Annotated in this window: 14 protein-coding genes; 3 read left to right on the top strand and 11 right to left on the bottom strand. The window is 62.4% G+C overall.

Translation table 11 applies throughout. The annotated features are described in order from the left end of the window. Positions 1-560 precede the first annotated feature (560 nt). The 7 genes from VQ071_RS00590 to VQ071_RS00560 form a co-directional block, all read right to left on the bottom strand. Positions 561-1,757 carry a response regulator gene (locus VQ071_RS00590; protein ID WP_340511889.1) on the bottom strand — a complete coding sequence of 399 codons (1,197 nt, stop codon included), beginning with the start codon at positions 1,755-1,757 and terminating at the stop codon, positions 561-563. After that, positions 1,754-3,568 carry a cache domain-containing sensor histidine kinase gene (locus VQ071_RS00585; protein ID WP_340511888.1) on the bottom strand — a complete coding sequence of 605 codons (1,815 nt, stop codon included), beginning with the start codon at positions 3,566-3,568 and terminating at the stop codon, positions 1,754-1,756. The genes VQ071_RS00590 and VQ071_RS00585 overlap by 4 nt, the downstream gene beginning before the upstream one ends. A 9-nt stretch (positions 3,569-3,577) precedes the next feature. Further along, positions 3,578-4,459 carry a carbohydrate ABC transporter permease gene (locus tag VQ071_RS00580; protein ID WP_340511887.1) on the bottom strand — a complete coding sequence of 294 codons (882 nt, stop codon included), beginning with the start codon at positions 4,457-4,459 and terminating at the stop codon, positions 3,578-3,580. 35 nt (positions 4,460-4,494) lie between these two features. Further along, on the bottom strand, positions 4,495-5,388 hold the full coding sequence (locus tag VQ071_RS00575; protein ID WP_340511886.1) for a carbohydrate ABC transporter permease: 894 nt from the start codon (positions 5,386-5,388) through the stop codon (positions 4,495-4,497). An 89-nt stretch (positions 5,389-5,477) separates the two neighbouring features. Continuing rightward, on the bottom strand, positions 5,478-6,860 hold the full coding sequence (locus VQ071_RS00570; protein ID WP_340511885.1) for an extracellular solute-binding protein: 1,383 nt from the start codon (positions 6,858-6,860) through the stop codon (positions 5,478-5,480). Positions 6,861-7,563: 703 nt separating this feature from the next. After that, entirely contained in the window at positions 7,564-8,442 is an 879-nt protein-coding gene (locus VQ071_RS00565; protein ID WP_340511884.1) for an AraC family transcriptional regulator, read from the bottom strand. Positions 8,443-8,541: 99 nt separating this feature from the next. Continuing rightward, entirely contained in the window at positions 8,542-9,354 is an 813-nt protein-coding gene (locus VQ071_RS00560; protein ID WP_445293242.1) for a hypothetical protein, read from the bottom strand. A gap of 54 nt (positions 9,355-9,408) precedes the next feature. On the opposite strand from VQ071_RS00560, the gene VQ071_RS00555 reads away from it, so the two are divergent. Further along, positions 9,409-10,308 carry a MerR family transcriptional regulator gene (locus VQ071_RS00555; protein WP_340511882.1) on the top strand — a complete coding sequence of 300 codons (900 nt, stop codon included), beginning with the start codon at positions 9,409-9,411 and terminating at the stop codon, positions 10,306-10,308. A 147-nt stretch (positions 10,309-10,455) separates the two neighbouring features. Continuing rightward, on the top strand, positions 10,456-11,718 hold the full coding sequence (locus tag VQ071_RS00550; protein ID WP_340511881.1) for an MFS transporter: 1,263 nt from the start codon (positions 10,456-10,458) through the stop codon (positions 11,716-11,718). A gap of 82 nt (positions 11,719-11,800) precedes the next feature. On the opposite strand, the gene VQ071_RS00545 is transcribed toward VQ071_RS00550, so the two are convergent. The 3 genes from VQ071_RS00545 to VQ071_RS00535 all read right to left on the bottom strand — a co-directional run bounded on the left by VQ071_RS00545 (position 11,801) and on the right by VQ071_RS00535 (position 14,153). Further along, positions 11,801-12,421, bottom strand: a complete 621-nt coding sequence (locus VQ071_RS00545; RefSeq protein WP_340511880.1) for a glycerol-3-phosphate acyltransferase — start codon at positions 12,419-12,421, stop codon at positions 11,801-11,803. Then, positions 12,418-13,509 (bottom strand): glycosyltransferase, encoded by a 1,092-nt coding sequence (locus VQ071_RS00540; protein ID WP_340511879.1) that lies wholly within the window; start codon positions 13,507-13,509, stop codon positions 12,418-12,420. Before VQ071_RS00540 ends, VQ071_RS00545 begins: the two co-directional genes overlap by 4 nt. 104 nt (positions 13,510-13,613) lie before the next feature. Beyond that, the gene (locus VQ071_RS00535; protein WP_340511878.1) at positions 13,614-14,153 is read right to left on the bottom strand and encodes a hypothetical protein; all 540 of its coding nucleotides are present in this window, start codon (positions 14,151-14,153) and stop codon (positions 13,614-13,616) included. Between the two features lie 87 nt (positions 14,154-14,240). Between VQ071_RS00535 and VQ071_RS00530 the strand changes: the two genes are divergently transcribed. After that, the gene (locus VQ071_RS00530) at positions 14,241-14,837 is read left to right on the top strand and encodes a TetR/AcrR family transcriptional regulator (protein ID WP_340511877.1); all 597 of its coding nucleotides are present in this window, start codon (positions 14,241-14,243) and stop codon (positions 14,835-14,837) included. Between the two features lie 22 nt (positions 14,838-14,859). Here VQ071_RS00530 and serS read toward each other — a convergent pair whose 3' ends face one another. After that, on the bottom strand, positions 14,860-16,161 hold the full coding sequence (serS, locus tag VQ071_RS00525) for a serine--tRNA ligase (RefSeq protein WP_340511876.1): 1,302 nt from the start codon (positions 16,159-16,161) through the stop codon (positions 14,860-14,862). Positions 16,162-16,163: the final 2 nt, after the last annotated feature.

The raw sequence follows: 16,163 nt of genomic DNA, 5'->3' as shown, positions 1-16,163 counted from the left end.
AGCAGCAGCGCCAGAAAAAAAAGAGATATAACCCATATATTACAAAATTTATTTTTTATCGCTGATGTTCATTTTAAAAAAATAATTAATCGTTCGCACGCGGCTGACGCATCTGACGCGGTAGCGGGCGACGCGTCATGCCCTCCGCGCGCTCGCCTTCGCGGCGCCGCGCGGAGGCGAGCGCGCGGAGGGCATGACGTGCGGGATGCGGGATTGCTTGCAATGGGCCCTTCACCAACGTTGACTTAATTCGCGGACCGTATCACCGCCGATTTCCATATTAACCATACAAATTCCCCCTAGCGGGTCCGTTGCTTCCAACAACGCATTAACGGCAGACGCCGTCGTGACAGGACATCACCGCCCACTATTGGGCGTTCAATGTAGTGTCGGATAGCACTTGCTGGCGGCGAATGCGGCGGTGACGCGGCAACGTCCCCCGCCAATCCCTGCCTGCATGCCGCAGCGGGCGCGAATTTGCCGCAAAAAGGACCTTGTCCGCCAGACCGCCCGCCAATGAAGCGCGAGGGTCCGGCGAGCAAGGCCCGCCCTTCAGTTTATTAAATTCCCTCCCCCGCCTCGTCCGTCTCCCCTTGGCCGGTCTCTTGCCGGTACTCCGAGGGGGTAAAGCCTGTTTTCTTGCGGAAAATTTGCGAGAAATGCCGCACGTCCGGATAACCGACGCGTTCGGCGATGTCGCCGATCTTCAGCTCCGAGCTCCGCAGCAGCTCCATCGCTTGTGCGAGGCGAAGCTGGGTGACGTACTCTTTGAACCCGCTGCCGGTCCGCTGCTTGAACAGCTGGCTGAAATAGACCGGGTTCAGGTAGACGATCGAGGCGACCTTCTCCAGGCTGATCTCGTCGCTGTAGTGCGTGTGAATGTACTGGACCGCGACCTCGATCGCTTTTTCGCCGCCGCTCGTATAATGCTCGTAGCCCTGTGCGGCCATCGACGCCCGCATCCGCCGCACCTCTGCCGGCACCGCGGCCAAGTCCTCGATCCGCGCCGAATGCATCACCTGGAACGGCGTTTTGAGGTAGCGCTTGAGATGGCTGCGAAGCTGGTCGTTCAGCCCGCTCATACCGCTCCCCTCGCGCAGCGTGACGAGTCCGAGCAGGCAGCGCGAGTCGACGCTGGCGACGAAGCCGCGGCCGGACGCTTCCATCAGCTCGGTCAGCACATTTTCGACGATGAAGTGCTCGAGCTTCGTATCGGCGTCGCTCTCCAGCCGCACCATCACCAGGTGAAAATGCGGGTGATCCTCGGCAAACGGCGCCAGCTCCGTGCCCTTCAGGTCGAGCCCGGCGAACCAGCGGGCCAGCACGGCCTCGCGCAGAAAACGCAGATTGCGCTTCATGAGGTCGGCTTCCCGTCCGCGCTCGCGCTCCTCCGCAATCTCGCAGCCCAGCTCCTCGATCAGCGCGATCAGCGAGTCCTTGCCGATCGGCTTGAGCAGGTAGGCGCGGGCGCCCAGCCGCACCGCCTCCTGAGCGTAGGCGAATTCGGAGTAGGCGGAGATGACGACCCATTTGACCTGGGGCTGCTTGGCCCGGGAAAAGGCCATCAGCTCAAGCCCCGTCATGCCCGGCATAAGCACGTCCGTCAGCACGAGATCGACGGGCCGCGACCGCAGCAGCTCCACGGCCTCGGCCGGGCTCCCGGCGAGCAGGACGCGATGCTCGGGGAACTGGCGCGTGATCGTCCGCTCCAGGCCGCTGCGTATCACCTCCTCGTCGTCGACTACGAGAATGTTCATTGGATGCCCCCCTCTCCCCCGGGCTTGGGAAATGAAACGGTAATCACCGTGCCGCGGCCGGGCTCGCTGTCCACGGTCAGGCCGTAAGCCTCGCCGAACATGAGAACGATGCGACGATGCACATTGGCGAGCCCGACGCCTCTGCGTCCGGCCGCGTCCTCCTGCTGCGGCGCCGCGCGGCGATCGTCGGCCACGGCCAGCGCCTGACGCAGACGGGCCAGCGTGTCCGCATCCATGCCGATGCCGTTGTCCTCGACGACGATGGACAGGCTGCACCCGGCCTCGACGGAATAGATGCGCAGCTCGCCCGGCCGGCTCAGCGGCTCGAGGCCGTACTTGACCGCGTTCTCCACGATCGGCTGCAAAATCATCTTCGGCACCCGCGTGCCCAGCCAGCGCTCCTCGACCTCGATCACCGTGCGAACGCGGCCGCCGAGGCGCGTCTCGATGATCGTCAGATAATGCCGCAGCTGCTCCAGCTCCAGGCGCAGCGGCACGCGCGAGGCCTCCTCCCAGTCGCTGCTGTACCGGAAAATACGCGACAGCGCCAGGATGATGCGCCCCAGCCGGTCGTTCTCCCGCTCGTCGAGCATCCAGTAGATCATGTCGAGCGTGTTGAACAGGAAGTGCGGGTTGACCTGGGATTGCAGCGCCTGCAGCTGGGCGTTTTTCTCGCTGATGGAGGACAGCTTCTCCCGCTCGATCAGGTCGTCCATCTGACGCACCATCCGGTTGAAGGAGCCGACGAGCACATTCAGCTCCTGGTACGAATGCACGCGCACCTGGCCGTGGAAGTTGCCGAGCTCCACCTGCTTCATCTGCTGGATGAGCCGCTTGAACGGCGACGAGAACGAGCGCGACACGAAGGTCGCCAGCACGGTAGCCGCCATGACGAGCAGCACGATGACGGTGAGCAGGAAGCGCTGCGTCTGCTTGAGCTCCAGCTTCAGATCGCGCTTCGGCGTGACGCCGATGACCGTCCAGTTCGCCGTGCCGATCCATGAAGCCGTGAGCAGCGCGTCCTTGCGTTCGCGGACGGCGACCTGTCCCTGCTTCAGCCTGCCCGGCCAGTCGGTCGGCAGCGCCTCCGCCTCCGGGTCGCCCTCCGGCTTCGTCTGCACGATGATGCGCCCCGACGGATCGCGGATGACGACGCTGCTGCCCGGACCGATGCTCGCGTTGGACAGCGCCGACAGGATCGGGTCCTCCTCGGTCTCGATCAGCACATAGCCGGCCGACTTCATCGTGCTCAGCTCGAACAACTGCCGGCCGAAGGCGAACACCGGGCTGTCGATGCCGCCGCTCATCGGCGCCTGCGGGAACACGCCGAGCCAGCGCATGTCGCCCCGCGACTGTTGCAGCTCGGCGAACCAGTCCGTCCCCTCGTAGCCGCGCGTCGAGGCGCCGATCGAGCGGTCGAAGCTGTACACCTTGCCCGTGCTGGCGATGACGTGGATGCCGACGATATCACTGCGCGAATAGAAGATGGCTGCCAAAATATCCGTGATCTGCCGCTCCTGATTGACCGCGGCGGCGGCGCCTACGGCCCCCGGACCCGTCTTCTGCTGCAGCAGATGCATCAGCTCGTTGTTGCTGTTCAGCGACTTGGTGACGCTATCGTACCCTTTGAGCATGAGCTCGAACAGGCCGACCGTCTGCGATATGTTTTTTTCGGCGATCACGCCGACCTTGTCCCTGACCTGCTCGCTCGCCCGCTGGTAATAGACCAGGCTGACGATGAGCAGCAGTCCGAGCATGCTGAACAGGAAGATCAGGAACAGGCGGCCGTGGATGGATTGGAAGCGTCTCATGCCATCATCTTAACCTTTAACCGCGCCCGCTACCATGCCCTTCGTAATTTTCTCGGCCAGCAGGAAGTAGACGAGGATGACCGGCAATGCGCCGAGCACCAGGAACGCCCCGATCGCGCCGTAGTTGACCGAGTACTGGCTGACGAAGCTGTATACCCCGAACGGCAGCGTCTTAAGCGCCTCCTTGGAGATGAACGTGGCGGCGAGAATGTATTCGTTCCACACGTTGATGAACGTCAGGATGCAGACGGTCATGATCGGCGGCACGGACACCGGCAGGATGATGCTGCGGAAAATACGGATGACGTTCGCCCCGTCCATAATCGCGGACTCCTCGATCTCGTGCGGGATCGTGCGCAGAAAGCCGCTCATGATGAAGACGGCGATCGGAATCTGGAAAGCGATATACGGCAGTATCATCGCCCAGCGCGTGTTGAGAATATGCATGTGCTTGAAAATGAGCATGAGCGGCAGCAGCGTGCTCTGCAGCGGGATCATCATGCCCATCAGGAAGATAAGCATCACGATCTGGCCGTATTTCCAGCGGAAACGGGTGATGGCGAAGGCCGCGAGCGACGCGAGCAAGATGACGCAAACCATCGTCGCCGAGGTCACGATCACGCTGTTGAGCAAATAATGCCAGTAGCGGCCGCCCGCGAGTGCGTTCGAATAGTTGCTCCACTGGACGGAAGCCGGCAGGGCGAAGAAGCTGCCCGACAGAATCTCCTCGTTGGTCTTGAGCGAATAGATGAGCAGCCACAGCAGCGGGTACAGCTGCGTGACGAGCAGAATGCCGAAGAAGCCGAAGACGATCGTCTTTTTAAGCGAGAATCCGCGTCTGCGGGGCTGGACGGCAGGCTCCCGGACGGCGATGCTGGCGGATTGGCTCATGAGGCGCGCGCCCCCTTTCGTATAATTGCGGGCACTTAGTTGTACCGTCTGTCCAGCCGGTTGAACAGGAAGTTGATGATGACCGTCGCCACGAGGCAGACGACGACGAGGAAGCAGGCGATGGCGCTGCCGTAGCCGTACTTCTGGGACAGAATCGAGATGTTGTACATATGGCTGGCCAGCACGTCTGTCGCATGCGCCGGTCCGCCGGCCGTCGTAACCATGATGAGGTCGAACGACTGCAGCGATCCGATGAACGAGAGCACGACGGAGATCTTGAAGATCGGCACGATCATCGGCAAGGTGATATATCGGTCGGCCGTTAAGCCCTCGGCCCCGTCGATCTTGGCGGCTTCGTAGATATCGGCCGGAATGTTCTGTATTCCGGTGAACTGAATGAGGATGTGATAGCCCAGATACTGCCACAGTCCGATGAAGATGATGGCGTAGATCGCCACCTTCGGCTCCGACAGCCAGGCATGCGTCCACGAATCGAGGCCGAGCTTGATGAGAATCTGGTTGATCATGCCGCCCTGCGAAGCGGGATTGTAGATCGTCTTCCACAGCTGCCCGATGACAGCGACGGACAGAATGACGGGCATAAAGTAGCTCGATACGAGAAAGTTGGCTTTGCGGACATAGCGGCTGATGAGGATGGCGACGAACAAAGCGATCGGCAGCTGCACCAGCATGGAGAAGCCGGCGAGCATGAACGTCCGCCGGACGGACGGCCAGAACACGGAATCGTTCGTGAACATGCGGTGGAAATTGCCGAGGCCGACATGCTTGGCGACACCGATGCCGTTCCAGTTGAGCGTAGCGTTGTAAAAGGATACGATGATCGGCGCGAACACGAGGCCGACGTACAGCAGCAGACAGGGCAGCACGAATGCCGCGATCGTCCAGCGGGATACCTTCAGTACATTCAAGGCTGTCGCCTCCTTAGGGCGGCTTCATCTATACGGCGACAGAGGGAGGCGCCAGGCGTCTCCCTCCGTACCGCATTCGTTAGCGCCGATTATTCTTTGTTGTCTTCGTAAGCTTGCTGATGTTCCTTCGCGACCGCCGCAGCGTCCTTCTTCGCGACGAACAGGTTCTGGATGCTGGACAGATGCGCCTGCGACGTAGCCGGGTTCATCGTGTTGTCGAAGGAGATGTCGCCGCCTTGGACGTCCTTGAACATCGCGAGCACTTCCATCGCCATGTCGGAGTAGCCTGCCGCCTTGAAGTCGCCGTCCACCTTCTGCGCGACGCCTACGGCGCCCTTGACCGCGAACGCTTCCTTCGGGTAGTTCAGCATGAAGTAGTTCAGGAAGTCGAGCGTCTCAGGCAGGTGCTTGCTGTTCTTGGATACTGCGAACGCGCTGCCCGGCGCCAGCATGAACTGGTTCGGATCGCCCTTGCCGCCGACCGTCGGGAACTTGAACACGCCGACATTGCCGTCTTTGTTCGCGTCGGATACTTCGATGCCGCCGGTCGCCCAGCTGCCCATGAAGTACATCGCGGCTTTGCCCGTCTTGAACAGGTTCTCGCCGGCATTGTAATCGAAGCTCGTCGCGCCTTCCTGGAATGCGCCCGCCTGGACGAGCTGCTCGAATGCGTCGACCGCGCCCGTGAACGCCGGATCTTCGAACGTCTTCTTGCCGTCTACGATATCTTGCAGGAAGCCCGGTCCGCCGTTCGTGCGGAGCAGGACGTTCATGAACAGGAACGAGCCGGTCCAGGTGTCCTTCTCGCCGATCGCCATCGGCTGGATGCCCTTCTCCTTCAGCTTCTTCACGTCGGCGACGAGATCCTCGAACGTCGTCGGCGGCGCATCGATGCCGGCTTGCTTGAACAGCGCCTTGTTGTAGTAGAGCAGCGCGATGTTGTTGCCGTCCGGCAGCGCGTACACGTTGCCGTCGAAGGTGTAGTAATCGAGGATGCCCGATTGGAACGTGTCCTTGAGGCCGTTCTGCTCGATCATTTCATTGAGCGGCGCGAACAGGCCGGCATCGACGTAAGGCTTCATCTGTGCGGACGGATTGACGATCGTGATGTCCGGCACTTCGTTGGAGGCGGCTTGCGTCTTCAGCTTTTGCTTTTGCTGGTCGGTGTTCAGGGAGTCGAGCTCGATATGGACGTTCGGGTGATCCGTCTCGTACTGCTTCACGATTTTGTGAAGCATGTTATACTTCGGATCGGTCGGATCGGGATAAATGTTTTGGAAAGTGATCGTGACCTTTTCCTTGCTGCCGGAATCGGAGGACGCAGGCGCGCTGGCCGATGCCGAAGCGGTAGATGCGGCCGACGAAGACGGAGCCGCGTTGTCGTTGTCGTTTTTAGAGCCGCAGGCGGCCATGCCTACCGCGAGGAAGCCAACCATGGCGGTTCCAACTACCTTTTTGCCGGTCGAGTTCATTTCATATCCCCCTTGACTTGGTATAGCCACATTATGATGGGATCTGTAATCGCATACAATGCGCATAATTAGGAGGGGATGTTTGTTTTTTTAAGGTGGGGGGGATTTGTTTCTATGTGAGACTTCTTTGGCGGAGTGGCGGTGCCGGGGGGCGGGTTTGTTTCCAGCCGAGACTTCTTTGGCGGAGTGGCGATGCCGGGGGGCGGATTCGTTTCCAGCCGAGACTTCTTTGGCGGTGTGGCGATGCCGGGGGGCGGGTTTGTTTCCAGCCGAGACTTCTTTGGCGGAGTGGCGGTGCCGGGGGACGGGTTTGTTTCCAGCCGAGACTTCTTTGGCGGAGTGGCGATGCCGGGGGACGGGTTTGTTTCTAGCCGAGACTTCTTTGGCGGAGTGGCGGTGCCGGGGGGCGGATTCGTTTCTAGCCGAGACTTCTTTGGCGGAGTGGCGGTGCCGGGGGGCGGGTTTGTTTCCAGCCGAGACTTCTTTGGCGGTGTGGCGATGCCGGGGGGGCGGGTTTGTTTCCAGCCGAGACTTCTTTGGCGGAGTGGCGGTGCCGGGGGGCGGGTTTGTTTCCAGCCGAGACTTCTTTGGCGGAGTGGCGATGCCAAGCGGCGTGGCACTTTATCGCTGCCATCGGAAGGCGGCGGCAGGGCAAAAAAATCCCCCTCCCCGCTATCCGCGGGCAAGGAGATTATTGGCTGAGCTAGCGCTGCCGCCGGACCGGAATCCAGATCTCGCTTCGGTAGTCGGGCTTGCTCGTATCCTGGCCTTCGTTCCACAGCAGCTCGGGGCCGGGGGCCAGCTCATAGCTCGACGAAGGGAACCATTCGGCGTAGATGCGGCCCCACAGGGTTTGCAGCGCCGTCGGGAACTCGCCCGCCGCCTCGAACACGGCCCACTCCGACGCCGCGACCTCGAGCGCCGCCAGATGCGGCGGGGTATGCTGCGTCGTAGCCGCGCCGATATACTGGTCGACCTCCCCGCCGTCCTTCCTCCCATCGGAGAAGTTCGCCGATGCGCTGATCAATCCGCCCGGCTCGATGTCGGACAGCGCCTTCAGCTCCGCGATCCGCGCAGCAGTCAGGCTGCTCCACATGTCCGCGATATGCGGATTGACGCCGTCGTAGATCAGCGGCACGCGTTGCATGATGCCGACGATGCGAAAAGCTTCCTTTTCCACCAGTCTGTACTTCATCTCGTCGCCTCCCTGAATCGTGATCCGGAAGGTCATACGCGGATACGCCTTGAGCGGATGTCCGAGCTCGCGCGCCTCGGAGGGCGTCAAGCCGTGCATCGCTTGAAAAGCGCGGGTGAACGCATCCGGCGAGCCGTAGCCGTACTTGACGGCAATGTCGATGATACGCGTCCCGCTGCCGATCAGCTCGAAGGCCGCCAGCGTCAGCCGTCTGCGCCTCACGTACTCCGCCAGCGTCACGCCCGCGAGCGAGGCGAACATCCGCCGAAAATGATGCTCGCCGCAGCAGGCCCGCCGCGCGGCTTCCCCGATATCGGGTTCGTCCTCGTCGACCAAGTGCGCCTCCACATAAGCCAGCGCTTCGTTCAGCCGCTCCAGTCCGTTCATGCGACAACCTCCCTTCGCCTACAAGGTTAGCAGGATCGGCAGCGGACGGTCCGACTTTGCCCGGTCGGATTCGGACGGAGTACGAGAGATGCGCCGCCCTTATTCCTTGACGATCTTGGCCGGATTGTTGATCTTGTACGGGATCGGGTGCTTGGCGAGCTTCTTGGCCACGAGCTTGGCCTCGAACGAGAGCTTGTCCCCGACCGCGAGCTCCAGCTTCTTGAGCGTGGCGCTGTGGCTCGACCAGGCTTCGCCCAGCTCGGTCCCGGTATCTGCGATCACGACCGATTCGTAGATGATGACTTCGTCGTCGTTGTCGGCGAAGTGATTGGGCACCGTCGTGAACTCCTGGATGACCGCGGTCAGCTTCACCTTCTCCTCGGGAAGCTGCGCCTTCTTCGATTTGCCCGCCGAAGCTCTCGCCTTGACCGGCGGCTCTGCGGAAGCAGGCCGGTCGGCAGCGGCAGCCGGGTCCGCGGCGTGGTCGGCCGGCGCAGAGACCGACGGCACGGACGGGGCAGCCTCGGCTTCCGGCGCATACACTGCGGCTGCTGCCGCAGACGCCGGCAAGTCATGCCCCGCGCTCGCCTCATCCGGCGATGCTGCGGACTCATAGCGCTGGCCGAAGCTCGCCGCCTGCATCTCCTTCAAGTAAGCGTAGTGAATGCAATGCTTCTGCTTGTTGGCAAATTCGATGACCGCGGTCATATGATCGGCATAGCCGACGAGGCTGCAGGCTTCCTTCAGCCCGTTGCCCTTGTAGTAGAATACTTTGGTTTTGGTCGCTTTCTCCGAGAGCAAGTCCCATTCCTTGCACTTGCCGATCTGTTCGGCCTCGTCCGCGAACGCGATATATGTTGCCGGCTCAATGACAAATGCGTACACCGTCTCATCCCGCCTTTTTATAGACATCTTCGCTTCATTATAAATCGTCCGGCGACATAAAACATCACAAGCGGCCAAGGCATGATTATGGATGGAAAGGTTGATCCCAAAAAACGTTGGCATGACGGCAAATTCGGCAGCGGCAACCTTAGCGTAGCGCTTGAAGCTTTATTGTCAAGGCAGCCGCTGCGCATTACACTGATACAGGCGGGATCGAACGCACCGTGCGGGCAGCAAAGGAGGGAGAGCCGTCTGGAGCCAAGACCGATCGATATCGCCAGACAGCTCGGCATCAGCACAGCCGCGCTGCGGCATTACGAAGTGTGGGGCATCGTTCCTCCCGTGCCCCGGGGGCCCAACGGCTATCGGGTCTACTCGCAGACGCATATCGCATATTTCACCTGCATACGCGCGATGAACGAAGGATTCGGCATGCCGCTGCTGGGCAAGGCAATGCGCAAGATGGTGGCCGGGGAGATCGACGGCGCGCTCTGGCTGGTCAGCGAGGCGCAGGCGCGGCTGGTCCGGGATAAACAGGCGGCGGAGCAAACGATCGAGCTGCTCGATACGGCCGAACTCGACCAGGTGGATACGCGCGGCAGGCGCAGATGGATGACGATCGGCGAGGTGTCGCGCGAGACGTCCGTGCCGGCGTCGGCGATTCGCCATTGGGAGCAGGCCGGGCTGCTCTCCGTGTCCCGCTCGGAGGACAACGGCTACCGCAGGTTCAGTCCGCCCCAAGTGCGGCGGATTCTCATCATCGCGACGCTGCGCAAGGCCGTGCGGTCGCTCGATACGATCGGCAAGGTCATGCGCGAGCTCGACCGCAACAATGTGGAGCAGGCTCGCAAGATCGCCCGAGATTCGCTTCAATTCCTGCATCGCAAAAACAGAGATCAGATGCGGGGGATTCATCATTTGCACCGGCTGGTCGAGCTGATTCAGGCGGATGCGGAGCAGGAGCGAGGCACAGAAAAATAGGCAAAAGAAGTAAGCAAAAGAAAAGAAACATATCATTTTTGTTTATGTTATGATCAAGCAACAAAACGAAGCGTTCGAACGTTTATCTCATGGCGAACCGCCACAACCGCGTACGAACGCCGATATGATTAAGGAGTGTATAAACCTATGAATCCGGCATCCCATGCCGCCCCCGCGAAGCCACCGGGCATGCTGTCCAACCGCTTCCTCCAGACCATCCTGTTCTCCAACGTTCTGCTTCAGATCGGCATCTGGGTACGCAACTTCGCGATTCTGCTGTACGTCGCCGAAAAGACGAACAAAGACCCCTACGCCATCTCGCTCATCAGCGTAGCCGAGTTCGCGCCGATCTTCGTCTTCTCGTTCATCGGCGGCACGTTCGCCGACCGCTGGCGGCCCAAGCGCACGATGGTATGGTGCGATCTGCTGTCCGCCATATCGGTGTTCGTCGTGCTGCTCAGCATTCATTTCGGCTCGTGGCAGTCGGTCTATCTCGTCACCTTCATCTCCGCCATCCTGTCGCAATTTTCACAGCCGTCCGGCATGCGCCTGTTCAAGCAGCATGTGCCCGAAGCGCAGATGCAGCAAGGCATGGCACTGTTCCAGTCGCTGATGGCGATCTTCATGGTGCTCGGCCCGATGCTCGGCACGTTCGCCTACAGCCGCTTCGGACTGGAGTCGTCCGTCGCGGTCATGGGCGTGGCGTTCCTGCTGTCCGCGCTCGTGCTCGTCCGCCTGCCCGCGGACGCCGTAGAGGACCGCTCGGCGGCGCAGAGCAACTTCCGCGCCGAGTTCGTCGAAGGCTTCAGCTACGTATGGCACAGCCGCGTGCTCCGCATGCTGGGACTGGCCTTTGTCCTGGCCGGACTTGCCGTCGGCGTCGCGCAGGCGCTCAACCTGTTTGTCGTGACGGAGCGGCTGGGCAAGTCCGAGGACTTCCTCCAGTACATGCTCATGGTCAGCGGCGCCGCGATGCTGATCGGCGGCGGTCTCGTGGCCGCGTTCGCGCAGAAGGTGCCGCCGCAGGCGCTGCTCGCCACCGGTATGCTGTTCGGCGCGATCTGCACCGTCATCGTCGGCTACTCGACGAGCGTGCCGCTGACGCTGGTCGTCCAGTTCGTCAACGGCCTCGTGTTCCCTTGCATTCACATCGGCATCAGCACGATGATCCTCAGATGGTCCAAGCCGTCCATCATCGGACGCGTCAACGGCGTGCTGAACCCGCTGTTCACCGGCATGATGGTCATCTCGATGTCGGCGGCCGGGGCGCTCAAGAAGCACTTCCCGCTCGAGGCCATCTTCTCGGTCTCCGGCGCGCTCTTCCTGATCGGCACGGTCGCGATGCTGTCGATCGTCCGGCAGCGGCCGCCCGTGCATGCCGAGGAGACGCTCGCGCAGGCGAGCGTCTGACTGCGAACATCGGCCGCCGGCGGTGGCCGAATGCCGGCGGCTCACGCCGGCAAGCTCGCATCGTTCGGGCTGCGAGCGCGATCTAGTCCTGCTGCCGGCGATTGCGCGCATACATCCGCAGCAGTTCGCGCCTGTGCGTGCAGGCGAGCAGCAGCATATTCGCGAGCGCGAAGGCCGCGACCGGCGCGGCCCAGGATCGCGCCGCCGCGTAGACGAACAGCAGCAGCATACCCAGCACGACCTGGAGGGCGTCCGCTTCGGCGGACGTCCTCTTCGCGCTGCGGATGCGAGGCAGGCGGCTCACGCCGAGCAGGATCGCGAGTATGACCGCGTACGCGAGCGCGCCTTCGAAGGCAAGCCCGCACCAGACGCCGAATGTCGTCGCGATCGCCTTGCCGCCCCGTCCGCGCAGGAACGGGGACAATGCGTGGCCCAGCACGGGCATCAGCGACGCGAGCGCGGCACCGTACCCGGACACGCGGCCCGCGCCGAGCATGATCGCGACAGGCGCGCAGCCCTTGGCGAAGTCGAGCGCGATGCCGGCCATGCCGTACGCATATCCCGCCGACCTCCACAGATTGAGGGCGCCGGGGTTGCCGTCCCCCACCTCGCGCAGATTCCGCCTGGCCGCAAGCCCGAGCCAATAGGAGAACATGAGCGACCCGCACAGGAACAGTCCCGCCGACCAGAGAAGAAGCGTCACTCAGCCCCGCCCCCAATGCGGATTTTTCTCCCTTTCCAAGGAACATGGCCTACGAATAGAACGCGATACGACGAATAAAGCATGATGTAGAGGAAAAACGCCGTGCTGATCGGGTGAAGGACCGGAAGCCAATGTCCGAACCTGCCCGCATGACGGGAGAACGAGTAAATCTGCAGCGTATAGAGCACATAGCCGACCGCCCAGACGGGTGCCCAGGCGGTGTGGAGCAAGAACGGCGCCGCCTCGGCGCAGATCAGCCCGACGAGCCAGAATGCGACGAGCAGCACCGTCGGCTTGCTCAGCTTGCCCGTGCTCTGGACCGCGCCTTTGCCGAAGCCTTCGACCTGGCTGCGGATGCCGCCCGGATACATGCGGAACGAGACCATGCCGCGCCCGGTATAGTTCGTGACCGGCATGCCGGCCTCCGCGTATCGCGCGCCGAGCGACAGATCGTCCAGCAGCTCGGACTTCACGCCCTCATGTCCCTTCGCCCGCTCGTAATCCTCGCGTGAAGTCAGAATGCAGGAGCCGTACAGACCTTTGCGCGGATTCGCCCGCTCGAAGGGAGACGTAAAGGCAAAAAGGCCGAGCAGGTTCGGGACCAGCGCCAGCCTCTCGTAAAGCTTCTCCGTATAGTGATAGGGCACGACGGACACGACTCCGCCGGTCCGCGACCTGGCTGCGACGAGCGCGCCGAGCGCGTCCGGCGCCAGCCGCACGTCCGCGTCGAGAAAAGCGATCAGCTCGCCCGTCGACCGCATATACCCGTTCCACACCGCCCAATTCTTGCCCGTCCATCCGTCCGGCAGCGGCGGACATTCGACGAGCGTCGCCCCGAATGCGCGCGCGATCGGGCCTGTCCGGTCCGTGGAGCCGTCGTCCACGACGATGATCTCGTACGGTCGATAATGCTGTTCCCCAAGAGAAGACAGCAGATGCGGCAGGTTCGCCTCCTCGTTCCTGGCGGGGATGACGACCGACAGCCTGGCGAAGGCCATATCCGCCGCCGCAGCCGGCACGGTGTTCCTGCGAAAAAGGATAAAACCCGCCGCGCAAGCCGCTATCATAAACGCAAGCCATATCCACATGCCGCTCCCGCCTTCGCCCGGATCATTCGGCAATGCGCCGTTATATCATCCTATTAATAAACGGGGCAAAACATGATCGATGCGGGAGAAGCAAGCGTGTAGCGCTATGATTTGCGCTTGGCCTTCCTTGGAGACAGCGTGTAGCTGAAGCTGATCAGAAAATCGATGCCCAGCACGATGGACCACACCCGGCCGATCTGCGCGAGCGTCTGCGTGCCGTCCCGGTCGTCGACCAGATAGACCATGCCGGCCAGACAGAGGCAGCCGATCGCCCAGGCCAGCAGATGCTTGAACCAGCCGAGGCGCTCCGCTCTGGCGTGCTCTCGTCCGTAGCGGGCCTTCGGTACCGGCGCCGGGCCTCCCGCGAATCGATGGGCGAACCGTTCGTCCGCCCACTTGACCATCGCATGCCCGAACGCGACCGAGACGCCGATATAGACGGCGGCGAGGCCGTGCGTGTAGCTCGCCTCGGCGCCCCCCCTCAGATGGATGACCGTCGCCGCCAGCAGGACGATGTCTACGACGGGCGTCAGCAGGAGCAGCGCTGCGCCCGTCCTCCGCTGCCCCAGCAAATAGCGGCAGGCGAGTCCGGCAACGATCAGCACCCAAAACGCAATCTCGCAGCCGATAATGAAGCCGATCATGGCGACACCCCTTTACAATACAACCGTATTATTTAAATGTCATTATAACAGCTACATTAAATAATACAATCGTATTATAATGGGGATATGCCAAAAATCGTCGATCACGAAAAACGAAAAGAACATATTGCCGATGCTGTCCTGCGCCTCGTCCGGCGTGAAGGCCTCGACGGCGTATCCGTGCGCCGGGCCGCCGAGGAAGCGAGTATATCGCTCGGCGCGCTGCGCCATTACTTCGACGCCCAGCACGACCTGCTCGCCTATGCGATGCGGCTGCTCGTGCGGCGGGTCAACGCGCGCATCGACAGTCTCGCCTTCACCGGACAACCGCGCGCGGACATGGAAAAAGTCATCGAGCAGCTCGCGCCGCTCGATGACGAGCGCCTCGGAGAAGCGGAGGTATGGCTGGCATTCGCAGGGAAGGCGGTGTCCGATCCCGCCATCCGCGCACTGAGCCAGGAGGTCCACGAGGAGCTGTACGCCGGCTTCAGGCGCTCGATCGACCTGTTGTCCGAACGCGGACTCACCCGGCCGGGCATCGACATCGATCTGGAGGCTCGCCTGCTGCACGCGCTCGTCGACGGGCTCGTCGTCCACTATACGACCTATGCCGAGCACCTGGATCGCGCCGATCTCATGCGGATCGTCTCCAGCCATCTGGATGGACTGTTCAAGGCCGAGTAACCGCCCCCGGTATCACATTGGGTTAAAACGGTAGAATCTCCTCCGCCCCGCCCAGGTAAGGGCGCAGCGCCAGGGGCACGTAGACCGAGCCGTCCTCCCGCTGATGATTCTCCAGCAGCGGGATCAGAATGCGCGGCGTCGCCACCGCCGTATTGTTGAGCGTGTACGCGAATCGCAGCGCCCCGTCCGCGTCGCGGTAGCGGATGCCCGCCCGCCGCGCCTGGAAGTCCAGCACGTTCGACGACGAGTGCGTCTCCCCGTATGCCCCGCGGCTCGGCATCCAGGTCTCGATGTCGAACTGCTTGTGCGTCTTCTGCGACATGTCGCCTGCGCAGACCGCCACGACGCGGTAGGGCAGCTCCAGCAGCCGCAGGATCTCCTCCGCATTCGCCGTCATCTCGTGCAGGAGCGCGTCCGCGAGCGCCTCGTCAGCCCTGCAGACAATGACCTGCTCGACCTTGGCGAACTGATGCACCCGGTACAGGCCGTGGACATCGCGTCCCGCCGAACCCGCCTCGCTCCGGTAGCAGGCGGTCGCTGCCGCGAGCCGGATCGGTTGCTCCAGCTCGACGATCTCGCCGGCATAATACGACACCAGGCATACTTCGGACGTTCCGATCAAGTATTTGTCATCCTCCGCCAAGGCATAGGTCTGGTCGCGTCCCAGCGGGAAAAAACCGGTATGCGCGAACGCCTCGCCGCGCACAAGCGTCGGCACCTCCAGCGGCGTGAAGCCGCGCCGCTCCAGCGCGTCGAGCGCCAACTGCTGCACGGCGCGATGCAGTCGGCTGCCGATGCCCTTCAGCACATAGCTGCGGGTACCTGCAAGCTTGACCCCGCGGGCCAGGTCCAGCATGCCGAGCCGCTCGCCGAGCTGCACATGATCCAGCGGCTCGAACGCGAACGCCGGCGCCTCTCCGACCCGCCGAAGCTCGACGTTGTCGGCATCCGAACGCCCGTCCGGCGTGTCCGGCGACACTGGATTCGGCACGAGCGCCAGCAGCGACCGCCACTCGGCCGTGACCTCCGCCAGCTGTCCCTCGAGCACAGCCAGCCTGTCATTGACTGCCCTCACCTCCCGCTTCGCCGCTTCGACCCCCGCAGCTGCGGCTTGCGATTCCCGCGCCCCCGGCGCTCTGAAGCGCGCGGCGATCTCCTCCGTGCGGCGGTTGCGCTGCGCCCGGAGCTGCTCCACCTCTTGCAGCAGCGCCTTGCGCAACATGTCCTGCTTCAGCAGAGCCGGGATCGACACTGCGATCCCTTTGCGGTCTGCCGTACGCTGCAGCAGCTCCGCATGCTCGCGGATAAATGTCAGGTCCAGCATGC

Source organism: Cohnella sp. 56 (assembly GCF_037963805.1).
In the GTDB taxonomy this organism is placed as follows: Bacteria; Bacillota; Bacilli; order Paenibacillales; family Paenibacillaceae; genus Cohnella.
This window is presented reverse-complemented; position numbering and strand designations above follow the sequence as displayed.